Annotated in this window: 16 protein-coding genes, 1 tRNA gene and 1 pseudogene; 3 read left to right on the top strand and 15 right to left on the bottom strand. The window is 34.7% G+C overall.

Annotation, left to right across the window (positions count from 1 at the left end; all coding sequences use genetic code 11):
- The first annotated feature begins 331 nt into the window (after nt 1-331).
- The gene (locus RV14_RS05000) at nt 332-742 is read left to right on the top strand and encodes a hypothetical protein (protein WP_071855203.1); all 411 of its coding nucleotides are present in this window, start codon (nt 332-334) and stop codon (nt 740-742) included.
- A 218-nt stretch (nt 743-960) separates the two neighbouring features.
- Here RV14_RS05000 and groL read toward each other — a convergent pair whose 3' ends face one another.
- Complete coding sequence (gene groL, locus RV14_RS04995) at nt 961-2,586, bottom strand: chaperonin GroEL (RefSeq protein WP_071855202.1); 1,626 nt, start codon at nt 2,584-2,586, stop codon at nt 961-963.
- 29 nt (nt 2,587-2,615) lie between these two features.
- Nucleotides 2,616-2,900: a co-chaperone GroES gene (groES, locus tag RV14_RS04990; protein ID WP_071855201.1), complete on the bottom strand. Its 285-nt coding sequence runs from the start codon at nt 2,898-2,900 to the stop codon at nt 2,616-2,618.
- A gap of 239 nt (nt 2,901-3,139) precedes the next feature.
- On the opposite strand from groES, the gene RV14_RS04985 reads away from it, so the two are divergent.
- Complete coding sequence (locus RV14_RS04985) at nt 3,140-3,808, top strand: CPBP family intramembrane glutamic endopeptidase (protein ID WP_071855200.1); 669 nt, start codon at nt 3,140-3,142, stop codon at nt 3,806-3,808.
- Nucleotides 3,809-4,028: 220 nt separating this feature from the next.
- Here RV14_RS04985 and RV14_RS04980 read toward each other — a convergent pair whose 3' ends face one another.
- The 13 genes and pseudogenes from RV14_RS04980 to RV14_RS04920 form a co-directional block, all read right to left on the bottom strand.
- Nucleotides 4,029-4,838 (bottom strand): MBL fold metallo-hydrolase, encoded by an 810-nt coding sequence (locus tag RV14_RS04980; RefSeq protein WP_071855199.1) that lies wholly within the window; start codon nt 4,836-4,838, stop codon nt 4,029-4,031.
- Between the two features lie 51 nt (nt 4,839-4,889).
- The gene (locus tag RV14_RS04975; protein ID WP_071855198.1) at nt 4,890-5,762 is read right to left on the bottom strand and encodes a two-component system regulatory protein YycI; all 873 of its coding nucleotides are present in this window, start codon (nt 5,760-5,762) and stop codon (nt 4,890-4,892) included.
- Nucleotides 5,763-7,076, bottom strand: a complete 1,314-nt coding sequence (locus tag RV14_RS04970; protein ID WP_071855197.1) for a YycH family regulatory protein — start codon at nt 7,074-7,076, stop codon at nt 5,763-5,765.
- Nucleotides 7,073-8,908: a cell wall metabolism sensor histidine kinase WalK gene (walK, locus tag RV14_RS04965; protein WP_071855196.1), complete on the bottom strand. Its 1,836-nt coding sequence runs from the start codon at nt 8,906-8,908 to the stop codon at nt 7,073-7,075. Before walK ends, RV14_RS04970 begins: the two co-directional genes overlap by 4 nt.
- Before the next feature lie 3 nt (nt 8,909-8,911).
- The gene (gene yycF, locus RV14_RS04960) at nt 8,912-9,616 is read right to left on the bottom strand and encodes a response regulator YycF (protein ID WP_071855195.1); all 705 of its coding nucleotides are present in this window, start codon (nt 9,614-9,616) and stop codon (nt 8,912-8,914) included.
- A gap of 207 nt (nt 9,617-9,823) precedes the next feature.
- Nucleotides 9,824-10,684, bottom strand: coding sequence for a DegV family protein (locus RV14_RS04955; RefSeq protein WP_071855194.1), 861 nt, complete (start codon nt 10,682-10,684; stop codon nt 9,824-9,826).
- Nucleotides 10,674-11,240 (bottom strand): DUF1836 domain-containing protein, encoded by a 567-nt coding sequence (locus tag RV14_RS04950; protein ID WP_071855193.1) that lies wholly within the window; start codon nt 11,238-11,240, stop codon nt 10,674-10,676. Before RV14_RS04950 ends, RV14_RS04955 begins: the two co-directional genes overlap by 11 nt.
- 851 nt (nt 11,241-12,091) lie before the next feature.
- Entirely contained in the window at nt 12,092-13,054 is a 963-nt protein-coding gene (gene lacD, locus RV14_RS04945; RefSeq protein WP_071855192.1) for a tagatose-bisphosphate aldolase, read from the bottom strand.
- On the bottom strand, nt 13,055-13,501 hold the full coding sequence (locus tag RV14_RS04940) for an MDR/zinc-dependent alcohol dehydrogenase-like family protein (protein ID WP_174544636.1): 447 nt from the start codon (nt 13,499-13,501) through the stop codon (nt 13,055-13,057).
- A gap of 38 nt (nt 13,502-13,539) precedes the next feature.
- On the bottom strand, nt 13,540-13,974 hold the full coding sequence (locus RV14_RS04935; RefSeq protein WP_071855191.1) for a PTS sugar transporter subunit IIA: 435 nt from the start codon (nt 13,972-13,974) through the stop codon (nt 13,540-13,542).
- A complete protein-coding gene (locus tag RV14_RS04930; protein ID WP_071855190.1) occupies nt 13,967-14,746 on the bottom strand; it encodes a DeoR/GlpR family DNA-binding transcription regulator in 780 nt (259 codons plus the stop codon). Before RV14_RS04930 ends, RV14_RS04935 begins: the two co-directional genes overlap by 8 nt.
- A gap of 425 nt (nt 14,747-15,171) precedes the next feature.
- A pseudogene (locus RV14_RS04925) lies at nt 15,172-15,325 on the bottom strand (type II toxin-antitoxin system PemK/MazF family toxin); the annotation flags it as partial.
- 699 nt (nt 15,326-16,024) lie between these two features.
- A tRNA-Lys gene (locus RV14_RS04920) sits at nt 16,025-16,097 on the bottom strand.
- A 1,012-nt stretch (nt 16,098-17,109) separates the two neighbouring features.
- On the opposite strand from RV14_RS04920, the gene RV14_RS13025 reads away from it, so the two are divergent.
- Nucleotides 17,110-17,211, top strand: a 102-nt coding sequence (locus tag RV14_RS13025; protein ID WP_167359842.1) for a hypothetical protein, incomplete at its 3' end; no start/stop codon positions are given.

The following is a 17,211-nucleotide window of genomic DNA, read 5'->3' as shown; positions in this document are numbered from 1 at the left end:
TTAAAAAATCCTTTTCCTTTCTCAGTTATTTACTTAAACTAGATAGCTAAAATAGTGGTTAACTCCCATAAAAGTCAAGAAAAGCTCTTTAACTTTGAACTATTTGATCATTTCTTGTTGTAACAACAAAACGACCAAACTCACAATAAATTTTTCTTCATTTATTCATTCTTCTACATGAAAATAATCTGCCATCCATTATATTCATGTTTTGATCGCGATATTTCATAAAATATTTTATTTTTTTTTTAAGGAAAAACTAGTTCTTCTTCAAACTCAAATATTAGTTATTCTATTAGTACAAATAAATTAAAAATAAAGGAGTTTTATTATGAAAACACATTTATTGAAACCAAAAGAGCAAGAAATAAACCGCTCAAAAGCCCCTTCAGTTGGAGAAAGTGTTCGTGTCATTCTTTCCGCACTAGCAAACACTTTCAAAAAAAAATGCTCTATTTCATGCCTTCAAAAAAATACTCTTGAAAGAAGCGATAGTTTCGTTTACAACAAATTTACTAATGAGTCAACTAAAAATGAAAAACAACCTCAAAGTACTTGCACAACGGATTCTACAAAATTTCATGCAGACAAAACAAAGCTACCAATGGATAAGAAAAAAATTCGTCAAATGCTAGCTGCTTATGTTTCTGAACAGCAAAAAAAAGATGCAAATAACCGAAATAGCTTTTCCTCTCTTGAAACGGCTCATGATCAAAAATACAATAATGGGTTGATTAGATAAAGTTGTTATTCATTCTGTGTGTCTTAAAAATAGTTGAGAGGAAAAATTTCTAGTATTCCTCTACTTTACAAAATCTATTTATTTGTTCGATTTGTTATTGCATCAACTCATGTAAAAAGAAGTTCCTACTATACAAAATAATCGAGCTGGCACACATACATATACCTTTAACCTAAATAAAGAAAGAACCCCATCAACAAGGGGTTCTTTCTTTATTCCTACATCATGCCGCCCATCATTGATGGATCCATTGCGGGAGCTGCGGGAGCTGCAGGTTCTGGTTTATCTGCCACTACTGCTTCAGTTGTTAATAATAATGCGGAAACAGATGCTGCATTTTGTAACGCAGAACGCGTAACTTTTGTTGGGTCAACAATTCCTGCTTCAACCATGTTTACCCATTCGCCTGTCGCAGCGTTGAAACCTGTACCTAATTCAACATTTTTCAATTTGTCAACAATTACTGAGCCTTCATAACCTGCGTTTTCTGCAATTTGACGAATTGGTTCTTCTAACGCACGAACAACGATCTTAATTCCTGTAGCTACATCGCCTTCCGCTTCAATAGCTATAACTTTGTTGATCACGTTCACTAGTGCGGTACCACCGCCAGAAACCATGCCTTCTTCTACTGCTGCACGTGTAGCATTTAATGCATCTTCAATACGTAATTTCAATTCTTTTAATTCTGTTTCAGTAGCAGCTCCAACTTTAACGACTGCAACTCCGCCAGCAAGTTTTGCTAAGCGTTCTTGTAATTTTTCACGATCAAAATCTGATGTCGTTTCCGTAATTTGGTTCTTGATTAATTGAACACGCGCATCAATTGCTGTCTTATCACCAGATCCTTCAACGATCGTTGTATTGTCTTTATCAACAACAACTTTTGAAGCATTTCCTAAGTTTTCGATCGTTGTATCTTTTAACTCTAATCCTAAGTCATCTGTGATAACTGTTGCGCCTGTTAAAATTGCAATGTCTTCAAGCATTGCTTTACGTCGATCACCAAATCCAGGGGCTTTAACTGCTACGACATTAAATGTTCCACGAATTTTATTCAATACTAACGTTGGAAGTGCTTCGCCGTCCACATCATCGGCAATGATTAACAATGGACGTGACTGTTGTAAAATTTGCTCTAACAATGGCAAAATTTCTTGAATGTTAGAGATTTTCTTATCTGTAATTAAGATATATGGATTTTCTAAAACGGCTTCCATTTTATCATTGTCAGTCACCATATATTGTGACAAGTAGCCACGGTCAAATTGCATCCCTTCAACTACATCTAATTCTGTTTCGATTCCTTTTGATTCTTCAATTGTGATGACTCCATCATTTCCGACTTTTTCCATTGCATCGGCAATCAAGTGTCCTACTTTATCTGAGCCAGAAGAAACAGCGGCTACTTGAGCAATCGCTTCTTTAGAGTTTACTACAGTTGAGATATTATGCAATTCTTCTACTGCTGCTTTTGTTGCTAGCTCAATTCCACGGCGAATGCCTAGAGGATTTGCGCCTGCTGTTACATTTTTTAAACCTTCACGAACGATTGCTTGAGTTAAAACAGTCGCAGTTGTTGTTCCATCTCCTGCAATATCATTCGTTTTTGAAGCTACTTCTGAAACTAATTTGGCACCCATATTCTCAAAATGATCTTCAAGTTCGATTTCTTTCGCAATCGTTACACCATCATTAGTAATTAGTGGTGAACCATATGATTTTTCTAATACAACATTCCGGCCTTTTGGTCCTAATGTTACTTTTACTGTATCTGCTAATTTATCCACTCCACGTAACATTGCTGCACGAGCATCTTCTGCAAACTTCAATTCTTTTGCCATGTCTATTCACCTCATTAAATTTTTTTTATTTACTCAACGATCGCTATAATATCTTTACCTGAAACGATCAAATATTCTTTTCCTTCAAATTTTACTTCTGTACCGGCATATTTTTCAAACATCACTTGGTCGCCGACTTTGACAGCGACAGGAACTTTTTCTCCGTTTTCTAACAAACGGCCTTCACCAACGGCTACAACTGTTCCTGTTTGTGGTTTTTCCTTAGCTGATGAAGCTAAAACAATTCCCCCAACAGTTGTTTCTTCTTCTTGTGCGACTTCGATAATGACGCGATCACCTAATGGTTTTAACACGATAAATCCCTCCGATAACTCTTTTTTTAGATTCGTTAGCACTCTTATATACCGAGTGCTAACCTATATTCTTAATAATACTCATTCTTTGATTTTTTTGCAAGCTTTTTAAATAAAAGTTCACGAATTTTATTTTTGTTCCTGTAAAATTCCTTAGATAACCTAAAATAAATCTATGTTATAATGAATGCCTATTCTTAATCATCTACCTTTTCTGTCCATTTTTAAGGAGGAGTTTTATGTCACTAAAAAAATATAGTTTATTTAGTATCTTTTGTTATGGGCTCGTTTTTCTTTCTCCATTAATTCTTTCGACGCTGGGGATTGTTCATACATTTACAGGAGTCATTACTGCAACAACGGTTACGTATATTTTAGGCGCACTCATTTTAACTGTCTTTTATTTCATCCAAAATGAGCCATTATCAATTGAAGCTGCCATGCCCAAAGCTTCCTTAACAAAAATTATTTTGTATGGCGTAGTTGGAATCTTTGTTGCTTTGATCTTGCAAGCTTTCGCTGTTGTTTTAGAAACCTTTTTATTCGGGAACAGCGCTCCATCAAAAAACACCCAAGATATTATTCAAACAATCCTTGATACTCCAGCATTTATTTTAGCTACAACAATTGCCGGACCGGTGATGGAGGAATTTGTTTTTCGTCGTAGTCTTTTAGGCATCGTCGGAAAATACACGAATTTTTGGATAGGTGCGATCGTCAGTTCATTGTTTTTTGCTTTTGCCCATAATGATGGTCACCTCATAATTTATTTTCTCTTAGGCTTTTTCTTTAGCTTACAATACAAAGTTACTGGACGAATCTGGACATCAATGCTCACGCATGTCGGTATGAATACATTAGTAGTTATAGTACAAATGGCGATTCAAAAAGGTCTAATTTCTTCTTAACAGCTATGAAATTAATTACTTCACCTTTTTCCGCTGCTCTTACCAATGAATGGTTTTGTTAATAATTTATAGCTCTATAAGAAATAAACCAGCAATCAAGAAAATTGAAAAAAACAATTTTCTTGATTGCTGGTTTATTTCTTAAAACTAGTCCTTTCTATCCTACCCTTTTCTTAAACAAAATACCTGTAACAAACCGTTTATATCCCACAATCTTTTACTAAATAGAAAATAGTTCGGTAGCTTCGGATGGGTCTGTATCGTATATGTTAAAATCATGACCAACGCCTAAACCTTTTTCCTTTAATACATTCTCCATTGTCAAATGTGCAAGTTCTTTTAGATTGTTTTCTTTACTCAAATGACCAAGATAAATTCGTTTAGTTCGATCACCAATAACGTCTGTCATGACTAAAGCTCCATCTTCATTAGAAAGGTGGCCGAGATCACCTAAAATACGTTGTTTTAAGTTCCATGGATAAGGCCCCATACGTAACATTTCTATATCATGATTACTTTCCATCAAATAGCCATCTGCATTTTTGATGATCCCTCGCATATTATCACTGCAATAGCCAGTATCTGTTAACATAACAAATGAACGATTTTCTTTATGAAAACAATAAAACTGTGGTGCTGCAGCATCATGGGAAACCCCAAAGCTTTCAACATCTAAATCACCAAACGTTTGAACTTTTCCCATTTCAAATAGATGCTTTTGTTCGTTAGGAATATTACCAATTAGCGGCGACATGGCTTCCCAAGTTTTTTCATTTGCAAAGATATCTAAATGATATTTTCTTGCTAAGACACCTACTCCATGGATATGATCGCGGTGTTCATGTGTTACCAAAATCCCGTCTAACTGGTCAGGCGTTCGATCAATTTGAGCCATCAAAGAAGTCATTTTTTTCCCGCTAAGACCAGCATCCACTAGAAGTTTTTTTTGGTCACTTTCAATATAGAGTGAATTTCCAGAACTTCCACTGGCTAAAATACTGATTTTAAAAGCTGGTTTTTCTTCAGCCATTTGACTACTTCCCTTCTTACTTCGTAAACTTTTTTCATTATACCTACTTTTTTAATGATCTTCCACCTTTGGAATCGTATTATTTGTTATAATCGTGTTACTAAATGCATTGACGGATTCCACTTGAATCGTTTTGTCTGGGGTTTCTATCGCAACATACCATACTGGAACATATACATTTTTTTCACGTACTTTCAAAATACAAGAATATGCTAGCTGTCGCCAAAGAATTTTAGAACCTCGAGAAATTTTGTTATTCACATACAATGTTTTAATGGCATCTTCTTCTGTGTGCAATTCCATTTTTTCACGCAGTTGTTCGATTCCTGATAAATGGGTTTGTGTATATTTCGTCACTACGTATTCTTTTTCTTGCATTTTCAATGAAAAAACGATCTTAGCCGTATCATCGTAAAAAGGAAGTCCATTGTATTTTTGACTTGCTTGAATTTCTAGTGAGGAACTATCCAAATTAGAAAAATTTTTCATATACATATAATCATTGCCAAAAAGAACATTTCCCTTTTTATTTAAAAAATTATTGACTGAATCTCCTATTTTATTAGAATAAAAAATACTATCTTTTGCTTCTGTTTCAGATAAAGTTTTTGTCAAGACGCTATCATTTACGACAACACCGCTCGTGAGCATTGTCTTTTGGTCTAAATTACGACGTTCTTTCGCAAGTATTTTACCAAAAGTTGTTTCTTCCGCACTTAAATAATACCCTTGACGACTTTCAGAGGAAATCTTACCTGTATATGAGATATCATCACTGGCAAGACGCTGCTGAATAGATTCTGTTTGATCGGAACGAATTACATTATTTCCTTGATTAACGGATTCTTGATAGCTACTGAATAAAAAAACATTCAATCCCAAAAAAGCAACAAAAAAAATCCATTCAATTTTTTTGAAATCCATTTAATTCGCCTCCTTTTCAGGTAGATGCTTCAATAAATCATTAACAGAATACCATTTACTTTGATACTTCACATACCATTCTGGCAGCAAATTAACTACCCGATTGGTTTCTTTAATATTCTGCCATGTATAACCCACAATGAGAGATGCTAATTTTCCTTTGTCTGCACCTTTATCTACAAGACGTTGAACGACCATTTCCGTACTTGGCAATTCTACCTCTTCGTCTGAGGGAATCGGCACTTGAATCGTATTTAGGCTTGTTTGTATTTTTATTTGCGAATCAATTTGATCAACACCTACTTCAATTTCCACTTTTCCTTTGCTATCTGCACCAAAAACTGGAAATCCTTCTACAAAAATTCGATAATCAATCTGATTTCTTTCTTGATCAAAATAACGCATATTTCCTAACGAACTACCTAATTTGCTAATATATGGAAAACTTTGAGCAAAAATATTAGGTGCCTCGTTTTCTTGAAGAAGCTCTCCACGAAAGTCAACGATTTGTGTTTCTGAATGAATAGTCATTGTTTCGTTTCCACCATAAAAAAACAATTCATTACTTTCATTATTAGTTTTGACTTCATCTGGTTTTTGAAAAAAAGCATTTCTAAATAATGTATAAGGTTGTTGAGACAAGATGTAACTATACTTTTTTAATTTAATCTTGTTTTTTGTATCATATTGAGTTTCTATAAGTGAAGAAGCTTGCTTCATTTCAATCCATACTGCATCCGTCACACTTAGTTCATCTTCTAAAGTCGTCCAATCCATTAAAAGACTCGCTTCATAAATCGAGTAATCAAAATAATTAATAAAACGTACTTTGTTATTTTTTTCATCAAACTGGATGCGAGTAAAATAAAGAGAATCCTTTTGATTCGGAAGATCTGAAAAATCTAAGTTTAGATGAAAGGCACTTTGATATTCACTAAGAAGAAGAGGCGCATTATAAGTCAGCTCAATTCCTTCCTCAATCTTTTTTACTTTATTGAATTTTTCTTTGTCGCCCTCGACGATTTCTGAGATTTTCCCAAATCGGGCACTTTCGATGACCGTTTGCAAGCGAGAAACAAGATTTTCACTATTTGTTTCTTTAATCGAACCGGCATGTAACCAAGTTACATGCAAAGGTAAAAATACTTCCGAAGCTTTTCGGTCATTGTGCGAGTCAAGCATTTGTGGACTTGATTCACCAAAACTGATAAAAGTTTTCCCCGCTGGACTTAACCAAATGGCATAGGAGAAATAGATACTTAGAGCAACCATTAGAATTAACCCAATTCGAATAATTTTTTCAGAAATTTTCATTCCCACCATTCCTCCTCATAAGGTTCATATGGCAAGGAGATGTAGAAAGTCGAGCCTTGCCCTTCCTTACTTTCCGCCCAAATTGCCCCACGGTGTGCTTTCACTACTTCCCTAGAGATGGCAAGTCCTAATCCTGTACCACCTTGTGCTCTTGCGCGCGCTTTATCTACTCGATAGAAACGTTCAAATACTCGGTTCAAATCCTTCTTTGGTATACCTAATCCTTGGTCGGTAATGCTTAAAATTACATTGTTGTGCGTCTCCAACAAATGACAAGTAATTGTGCCACCATCAGGAGAATATTTGATGGCATTATTCATAATATTGTCAATTACTTGAATCACTTTATCCGTATCAATTTCCACCCAAAGGTCTCTTTGAGTAAATTCACGTTTGATTGTATAATTTTTTTCCTGATTTCCAACCATCATATCAAATCGGTCAAGAACAAAATCAACTAATTCATTAAAATTAACATATTCTAATTGCAGTTGAGTATTTCCTGTATCCATTCGTGAAAGATTTAAAAGGTCATTAATCATTCGAATCATTCGGTCTGTTTCATCTAATGTTACTTTCAAAAAATTAGGCGCCACGTCTTTATCCTTCCAAGCGCCTTCACTTAATGCTTCAATGTAACTGCGCATACTCGTTAGCGGTGTACGAAGTTCATGAGAAACATTTGATACAAATTCTCGTCGTTCTCTTTCAGTTTTTTCTTGTTCTGTAACATCATGAAGCACTGCTACTAATCCACTGATAAATCCTGATTCTCTACGAATCATTGAAAAATCTACCCGTAAAATCATTTGATCGCTTTCTGTTACTCCGGTTGAACGATCCAGCACTATTTCATTTGGATTTTCTAAAAGTTTTCGTAAAGTATACTCTTCTTCAATATCTAATAATGTTAAAATAGATTGCCCAATAGCTTCTTCATGTTTGACATCCAATAAAGAAATTGCCATGTCGTTGATCGTAATCACTTTTCCTCTTCGATCAGTTGCAATGACACCATCTGTCATATGAGAAAGAACGCTATCTAATCGATTTCTTTCGGCTTCCATTGTATCTTGTGCCTCTTCAATTCTTTCTGCTAGCTGATTGAATGTATCGGCCAGCTGTCCCAATTCATCCTGTCCATGAACTTTAACTTTACGACTGTAATCCCCACGCGCAATCCGAATTGCCTGCTCGCGCATTTCACCAATCGGTTGAGTGATTGATCGCGCCACCAAAACTGATACAACCATTGAGATAAGCGCAGCAATTAAAGAGGCTGTGAAAAAAATGAAGGCTGTATTATTAATTTCTGAATATTTTTGCTCAATATTACTCTTGACGTAAAGAGCCCCGATGACGGCATCGCCGGTCGGGGACAGGATAGGTTGAATATTGATATTCACTCGCTTATCGTCACTATCTAATGCTACGTAGCGTTTTGTTGTAAAATCATTGATGTCGACATAATCATTTTTCTTTCCAACAGAACTTTGATCGCTCACATCCGTTGTGCCTCGTATAATTCCTTTTTCATCAACTACTCGAATCTCAATAATGTCACTGGACGCACTATTTTCAATAAATCGCTTAATGTTGGCATTTGCTTCCTCGATATCTGCATTATCTTTACGATTGAGTTCTGGACTAATTGTTGTTGCTAACGATTCAACTGTCTGATTCATATCTTTGATAAACGTATTGATCGTTGAGCGCTCTAAACCTCTTATAAAATAAGCACCAATAATTTCAATAGAGATCAATAAAATTAAAATAAACGTAATCGCAATTTTAAAATTGACTGATCGAAAAAAGCGAACTTTCTTTTTCATCTATTACTCCTGTTCTTGGTTACGTAAATAGTAGCCAACACCCCGGCGAGTAACTAAATAATTAGGATGACTTGGATTGTCTTCAATTTTTTCACGTAAACGTCTAACCGTTACATCAACAGTTCGTACGTCACCAAAATAATCATAGCCCCACACCGTTTGAAGCAAATGTTCCCGCGTCATCACTTGACCAATATGTTTAGCCAAATAAAAAAGCAATTCAAATTCACGATGTGTAAGTTCAATCGTTTTTCCTCGTTTAGTGACCATGTAGGCATCAGGATGAATCGTAAGATCACCGATCACCAGTTCAGAAGGCGTTGCTTCTTCTACTTCTTTTGCAGCTGTAGCACCACGGCGAAGGTTGGCTTTTACGCGGGCCACTAATTCACGATTAGAAAAAGGCTTTGTTACATAATCATCTGCGCCTAATTCAAGACCCAATACTTTATCAATTTCAGAATCTTTTGCAGTAACCATAATGATCGGCATGTCGTAAGTTTTGCGTACTTCACGAGCTACTTCCAGCCCATCCATTTTTGGCAACATTAAATCTAATAAAATCAAATCGGGCTCCACCTCAGTTACTTTTTCTAAGGCTTCTTCCCCGTCATAAGCAGTATAAACATCGTAGCCTTCCTTAGCTAAATTAAATTTGACGATATCCGAAATCGGCTTTTCATCATCGACAACTAAAATCTTTTTCATAAAGAGCCACCTCTTTTTTATTATTGTCATGCTCTTTTATTATACCGTATTTCTTGAGATGTTTCACCTTTGTAAAAAAGATAGAAAAGTATGTTGTTTTCTTTCCAATAAAAAATCCGTATTATAATTTAATGAATAGTCGTTTTTTCTTTAGAAAATTTCTGATTTTTTGATAAACAACAGAACAAACAATTGAATTTGTTTTATTTATTCTGTTTCTAACACTTGCACTCCTATCCCCAATAAACCGGGGCCCGTATGAACGACTAACGCTGGGGAAATTTGTCCAAAATAAATTTGGCGTGCTTGTGGAAACTCTTCTTTTAGTTTTGCCGCTATGGCTACGGCTTCTTCTTTTGCATCTCCATGAGCTATAGCTAAATGAAAGTTTTTTGCTGTTCCTATTCTTTCCTTTACGTAAGAAACCGTTCGATCCAAACTTTTTTTACGTCCTCTGGCTTTTCCTACTGTATAATAAACACCTTCTTCATTACAAGAAATAATCGGATTTAGCTTTAGCGCATTTCCTAATAGCGAGGCAACTAAACCGATGCGCCCCCCTTTTTTCAAGTATTCAAGAGTAGCAACATTAAAGAAGACTTTTGTTTGTTTGATTAATTCACTAAGTTTTTCAATTAGCGTTTCCCACTCCATTCCTTCTTCTAGCCATTTGGCCGCTTGGATTGCTGAAAATCCAGCGCCGATGCCAATATTTTTTGTATCTAATACATGCGCTTTCAATTCTTTTTGTTGCTGCGCAATCAAGCGAACAATATTGTACGTGCCGCTTAGCCCGCTTGAGATGGTAATTGCTAAAACTTTATCGTAGCCGTCTTGTTTGATTTGTTCAAAAATTTTAGTGATTGATTCTCCATCGGGCAAAGAAGTTCCCGGAATTTCTTGAGGCAGTCGTTGGTAAATCTCTTCTGGTGTAATATCAACTTTATCAGTATATATTTTATCTTTGTAAATAATTTTTAATGGAATAACATACATGTGATGTTTTTCAATTAGCTCTTGGGGAACGTCTGTACCCGAATCTACTAAAATTGCTACTTTATTTTTCATTTTTTTTCTCCTTATTTAAATACTTTGTTTCTAGGCTAATTGTTTTTTCCGTCAATAATTTCATCGCAAATGATAAAGTTGCTGCTCTGACCGCAATATATTCCACGGGTGTCTTTTGATCAAGTATAGGAGAAAACATTTCTCCTTGAGCCAACTGACTAACCATTTTAATCGCTTTTTCTTGTTCGTGACAAAATAAGTTGTACGCTTCACGAATACCGATTGTTTTTCCTTGAAATAAAATTCCTTCTTTTATCTCCGGAATGGTTAAAACTTGTTTTAACGTCGTAATGGCAATTAAAAATGCCACATGTTCTTTGTTGTATCTTTTTTTTATTGGAGCTGGTATCAATCCTAATTTCACATAATTATTTACCATTGATGAAGTAAGTAGCGGGTGCTTTTCTCCTTGAATAACAGGTGAAAGGTAACGATCAACTAGTGTCTTTACTTGATCCATATAGAGGTCTAAATCAGGCAGTTCATCCCACTGAGGCAAATGAAAATCTACTAATTCTTTTCCCCATTCTATTAATTGCTGACGCATATTTTCCATGAGTTGATCTCCTTTTTTGTTTTCTTGAACTCTTAGAAAAAGTTATTGAAAACATTCAATCTGGTTTCTTTAACTAGTTAATTTCATTATAATAAATTTTATTATAAAATGAAATACAACTTTTAAAAAAACCACAAATCGTGAAATCGATCGCTGCTTGTTAAATTTGGCAAAAAAAGAAGACTATGTTTACAATTTCCTAAATTTCTCTTAGTATCTCTCTACCCAAAATTGAAGGCGGCCAAAATTATATTTCAAATTTGTTTGTCGACGACCATGCCTTTTAGATATCTCCCTCAAAGCGCTTATTTTAGGTGAAATATTTAATCATAGATGGAGACATATTCCAACATCATAGGTTCAATTATTCCTGCTTCTTTATAACTGCATAGGTGATCGCTTGCTTCTTGCAAATGAACTTTGGATTGATGATAATTTTTTTCTATATGTCGGAGTGGATACAGTAGGATATTTATATAAACATTTTATATGGGAAAAGCGACTGGATTGATTCGCCTATAAATCTCTTTTTTTATCATCACGTGATCTGAGCAGCTACATTTTCACGTATTAAAAGAGATTTTTCAGTAGAACTTTCTACTATTCTCCCACATAGCAGGTGTTTTTTTGTTTCATTCACTTCCAAAGCTAAACTGGGTCTAAAAACATATTAAAAAAAGGCTGGGATAGAAGTGTGTAGAGCGTGAAGTAAAAATATTTTTTACTTCACGCTCTACAGTCTGAAAGATATAAGAGTTATCGTCTCTCTTTTTTATTTAAATGATGAAAATTTTTTAGTTTCAGTATTTTTTCTATTAAAAAGGGTTAAACTTGTGTACGAGAAAAAGCTTTCATATAACTGGGGTTGCTGTTGCTGCTAACACAGCATTTAGCTCTTCGATATTTTTTTTACCTTGTGTACGCAGCCACTTAATTGTCGCTTCTTTTCCTTTTTGAATAAATACTTTTACACCTTCTGCCCAAGTCGCACGACCACATAATACCCCATTAAAAGAAGAGCCTGCATCTTTAGCAAATCGCAAAGTATCAAAAAATAATGCTGTAGAAACGCCTGCACTTAAAAACACAAATGGCAAATCGGTTGCTTGTGATTGCTCCATATAATGTCTAGCTGCTTCTTTTTTTGTATAAGCAATCGATCCTTTTGCATATCCTTCAACAAAATTCATGTTAACGGGAACTTCTACCTTTAATACATCTACATGATATATCCTCTCAGAAAAAATTTTCATCGTATCATTCACCTTGTGTGGTTTTACTCTTGCATAATCTATACTATCCGTTGTTCGGCCTGCTGAATCATATGAAACTAATTCTAAAAAAAACGGTATTTCTTCTGCCTTGCATTCTGAACCGATTCGTTCAATTAATGCTTGTTTTTGATTATTAATTTCTAAATTCTCATCAATATCGTAATAAAGTAGAAATTTACATGCGTCTGCTCCAGCTGCTTTTAAGCGGTGAACAGACCAGTCAGTTAAAATATCCGGTAGTCTTCCTCGAATACTTGCGTCATAACCTGTTTTCTCGTATGCTAAAAGCAAGCCACTTTCTGGATCTTTCTGTTTGGCGGCAGACAATCCATATTCAGGGTCTAGTAAGATGGAAGAGGCATAGGGTGTTAGTTCTTGAGAAACCAATCTTTTAAATGCTACTATATCTTCCATCGTGGCTTTATCTTGATATTTTTCCATCATTTTCTTCATGGCGCCTCGCTGGTCAATCGCTAGATCCGCAATAATTCCGTTACAGTTTAACATTTTTTGTAAGCGCTCTTTATATATTCTACTCACTTACTCTCCTCCAATTTCATATAGTACTTTTACTTCTTTTGAATCTTTTCCCCGCATTCTTTCAAAAGGGAGGGCTAAATCCTTTAAAGAATAAATTCCCGTAATTAATGAGGAGGTGTCAATCGCACCAGTGGCTAAATAGCGCAACGCAGCAGACCATTCAAATCCCGGAAAAGGAGCGGAATACGACATCCATGAACCAGTTAGTTCTAATTCGCGCCGCAAAATTAGTTCAAACTCTTTTGCGTCAAATTGTACGGCTTGGGTACAAGTTCCGATAAAAACTACTTGAGCCCGACGATTGGCATATTTCACAGCTTGAACTTGTGTGACATGATTTCCAGCAGTTTCAAAAACGATAGAAGCAAGTTTATGTTCTTTAAAGTAGCTCTTTGATACAATTAGCAGCCACAGTAGATGTAGCGATGGCACCGCCGCATGCAACAATAATTCGTTTTTTCATTCCACTTCCTCCTCTCCTAGTTTTATAAATACGTGTGGACAACAGTCTTGAATTCTTCAAGAGTTTTTGTATGAAGCGATTTTTCGACCAGTTCACCTCCTTGTATTTTTGTTATAAGTTTTTGCAATTGAGTCAAATGCGTCGTTCCTTCTGAAAAAACTAACATAAAGAATACTTTGGGACGAACAACGCCCTCTCCTCCCATCTCATTGAAAGCGACTTCATTTTTATTGACAATACAAAGAATCGTCTCATTTTTTACAAACGTTCCATCGGTATGCGGAATAGCTACAGGTGGGACAGTAGGCAATCCTGTTGGAAATGCTTGCTCTCTTTTATTTAACGCTTCTTCAAACTCTTTTGATACGTAGTGATAGTGTACTAAAAATTTTGTTGCACCTTTAAATAAGTCCTCTTTTGTTTTAAAAGACGTCTCAAATAAAAATTCTTTATTCATCCGCTCGCTCATCCCCTTTTGTCTTAACAATTTCAAAATCATATTTTGAAAACTCTTCTTCTATTTCTAATTCTTTAATATCCGTCGTAATGACAATATCTAAGTCTTCTAGACTAGATGTTTTATAGAGAGCCGATTTACCAAATTTTGTATTATCTGCTAATAAAATCGCTGTTTTACTATGATGAATCATCACTTTAGAAATTTCAATTTCTCCCATATGATAGTTTGTCACACCTGATTTTACATCAATTCCCGCACAACCAAAAAAACCTAAGTCTACAAATATTTCCTTTGCGTTATTCAAGCCAAACGTTCCGAATAATGAATCTTCATTTTTTCGAACATTTCCACCTAAAATAATAAGTTGAATCTTCGGAGAATGAATTAATAAATTAACGATTGGAATACTATTCGTAACAACAGTCAATTCTTCAAAATCAACTAATTTTTTCGCTAGAGCAAACGTGCTTGTTCCATAGTCTAAATAGATGGTATCCCCCGGTTCAATGAACTGATAAGCACGAGCAGCAATACTTTCTTTTTGCGTCTTATTTTCTGCACGTCTTCGTTCGTAATCTGTTTCCGTATTCGCCTCATCAAGTACAGCTCCACCATATGTTTTTTTTATCAGTCCTTCTTCTTCCATCTCCATAAGATCTTTTCGAATCGTCTCTCTAGAAACTTTCAACTGCTTACTTAAATCAAGAATCCGAACAGATTTTTGTTCTTTTAATCGCGTTAAAATTAGCTCTTTACGATTTTCTGTCATATTTCCACCGCCTTTGTAATCGTTACCAATATCTTACTACAATTATTGCAAGTTGCAACCTTTTTATTTGCTACTTGCAATTTTTTTTATATTTTGCAAAAATTATGCAAATTTTTTAATGGTTAATTGCATACATTAAACAAAAGAGTGTGAATATAACTCCATTAATTGGCTCTAATTCAACGATTCATTAAGTCTATCGTCATCAAGTCAAAAAACAACGAGTGAAGCAAAAGACAATAAGAAGTAGTTCAAGAAAATTCCCTGAAAAAATGTAAAATAAACTCTCTTTATTCGCAAAAAACTAAAAACAGAAAAGGTCTCTTTTCCTCTTACTTTAGGAAAAGAAAGCATCGTTGGAAAATGTATCACGTTTTTTCGTTTTATTGAGCATAAAAAAACATCGTAAACAAGTTTTACGATGTTCAAAATATATATTGGATAATTTGATCAATTTTAGCCATATCTCGTAAAATTAAATTTTCTATCTTTTTTAGTTTTCTTCCTTTATGATCGAACGATTTCAAGTGAGAAATCTTAGCCTTTTGTGTCTAAATTTTCTGGAAGAAAGTAGCGTGATTGCTACAGAACTACTCTGTAATCTAGAATGCGCGACAAGTGTATATATTATTCCTTTTTACTTATGTTCCTATGTAGCACCAAGTAACGCAAAATTTTTTCAATCTATTTATTTGTAGTTTAAAGGCTTTAGTTGTAGCATACGGATCACCTCTTCAATAATTTTTACATTATTATCATCAACAATTTGCTTCAAGCGCTATTTAACAGCCCTGTCTATTTGACCAAACAAAACATCCTGTCTGTATTTTACACACTAACAAGTGGATAACTGAATAGAATAGACGTAACCACGTCCATAATGAATTTTCGACATCCAAAAAACACTTCTTAAAAATTTTAACAGACGTTTTGGGCATATCCATTTAAGTAGATATTTTAATAATATGTCAATGAGATTGATAAAACTATACCTCAACCGAAGCTGATGCCTCTACACGACTAAATTCGCAAATACTCTCGGCTTTTTGATAAAATCAAAAAATTATAGACATATAAACATATGTAAAATTACACAGCATGAACGATCGTAGGGATATTCGCTTCCTACAATTATTTTTCTTAAAATAATTAGTTTTGACAAACTACAAAATTGGCTGTTCGTAGCAAAGACTCTTTTTAAACAAAAAAAAGATAGCCTAAACGTTTTCGAAATGCTTTCGCACCAACGCTTACCTATCTTGTGGGTTTGGCACCCAATGGGCCGTGAGGGGCTCGAACCCGCGACCCGCTGATTAAGAGTCAGCTGCTCTACCAACTGAGCTAACGGCCCAATAAATATTACTTTATAATAGTAGCATTATGAATACTAAATTGCAAGACTCGATTTAAAAAAAATCATAAAAAACTTTATTCCTTTATAGCAATTCATTCATAGATTATTCACAAAAGTCTCCTATGATAGAAACATACCAACCAACAAAAGTTCTTGTATAAGAACAACCCTAACACTTTTTCATTTTTACTCCTGCCCATCGTTTAAACCGATGGGCTCCTTTTTCTAACTGCCTCTTTTTTAAACCTTCTACTAGCGTTAAAGCCTTTTTAATTTTTAACAAAAATAACCTTTCAACCAAGCTTATACTTATCACTAACTGTCACTTCCTTATGAGTTAACCATTCAAAAATATAAGCCATTCTCTTCACAAATAATCAAAAACTATTTCTATAAAAGAATCCAACAAAGTTAGCCAAAATACACATAACAAAAACGTGAGAATAAAATGGATGTTTTTTTATATTTATTTTTTAAATACTCTATACACCATTTGTTATTTATAAAATAATATTTTTGTAAAAAGATACAAGAAAGGAGGATCAGTAGTTGTTAATTGCTTGAATAAATAAAAAAGGAAAAAAAGAATTTGTTTGGTTACTACATTATTGCTGTTTTTGTCTTTTGTCATCTCTACTTTACCAAGTTATACCCAAGACGTGCCTGAATCAACGTCCGCTTTATCCGCAACATCCTCCACGTTGATCCAGCCGCTTCCTTTAAAACCGTTGCCGCAACCTCTCAATCGTTTGCCGCTCCTGTCACTTTGTTTAATAACCTCTCATTATCATAATACGCTACCGCTTTACCCGGTATTGAGGCGAAAAACAAAAAAGACCTCGTCAAACAGGCCTTAGGTGCCATTTGGATCGTACTTAGCATGCAGCAATTATATGGAAAAATCAATGAAATCAAAGGATCCAATCAAGAAAAAGACGAGTAAAATTGGTACACGCCTCTTAACTTATATTAGGATGAATTTTTTGTCAACGGAGGAAAAGGGCATACCATTGAACGCCATATCGGTAAAACAGAAATGGAATTAAAAAACCGTTTTACTGATAATAAATATTTACAGTATACTTCTACTTTTGGTACAATCGTTCAAGCC

Origin of the sequence: Enterococcus ratti (assembly GCF_001886195.1) — a bacterium.
GTDB lineage: Bacteria > Bacillota > Bacilli > Lactobacillales > Enterococcaceae > Enterococcus_B > Enterococcus_B ratti.
The sequence above is the reverse complement of the archived record's forward strand: the minus strand, read 5'-3'. Positions and strand labels throughout refer to the sequence as shown.

Excerpts from the sequence above, each read along its gene's own strand:
- RV14_RS04975 (WP_071855198.1), bottom strand. The coding sequence starts at position 5,762 with ATGGATTTCAAAAAAATTGAATGGATTTTTTTTGTTGCTTTTTTGGGA.
- RV14_RS04955 (WP_071855194.1), bottom strand. The coding sequence starts at position 10,684 with ATGAAAAATAAAGTAGCAATTTTAGTAGATTCGGGTACAGACGTTCCC.
- RV14_RS04930 (WP_071855190.1), bottom strand. The coding sequence starts at position 14,746 with ATGACAGAAAATCGTAAAGAGCTAATTTTAACGCGATTAAAAGAACAA.
- yycF (WP_071855195.1), bottom strand. The coding sequence starts at position 9,616 with ATGAAAAAGATTTTAGTTGTCGATGATGAAAAGCCGATTTCGGATATC.
- RV14_RS04970 (WP_071855197.1), bottom strand. The coding sequence starts at position 7,076 with ATGAAAATTTCTGAAAAAATTATTCGAATTGGGTTAATTCTAATGGTT.
- groL (WP_071855202.1), bottom strand. The coding sequence starts at position 2,586 with ATGGCAAAAGAATTGAAGTTTGCAGAAGATGCTCGTGCAGCAATGTTA.
- RV14_RS04980 (WP_071855199.1), bottom strand. The coding sequence starts at position 4,838 with ATGGCTGAAGAAAAACCAGCTTTTAAAATCAGTATTTTAGCCAGTGGA.
- RV14_RS05000 (WP_071855203.1), top strand. The coding sequence starts at position 332 with ATGAAAACACATTTATTGAAACCAAAAGAGCAAGAAATAAACCGCTCA.
- walK (WP_071855196.1), bottom strand. The coding sequence starts at position 8,908 with ATGAAAAAGAAAGTTCGCTTTTTTCGATCAGTCAATTTTAAAATTGCG.
- RV14_RS04985 (WP_071855200.1), top strand. The coding sequence starts at position 3,140 with ATGTCACTAAAAAAATATAGTTTATTTAGTATCTTTTGTTATGGGCTC.
- RV14_RS04935 (WP_071855191.1), bottom strand. The coding sequence starts at position 13,974 with ATGAATAAAGAATTTTTATTTGAGACGTCTTTTAAAACAAAAGAGGAC.
- RV14_RS04950 (WP_071855193.1), bottom strand. The coding sequence starts at position 11,240 with ATGGAAAATATGCGTCAGCAATTAATAGAATGGGGAAAAGAATTAGTA.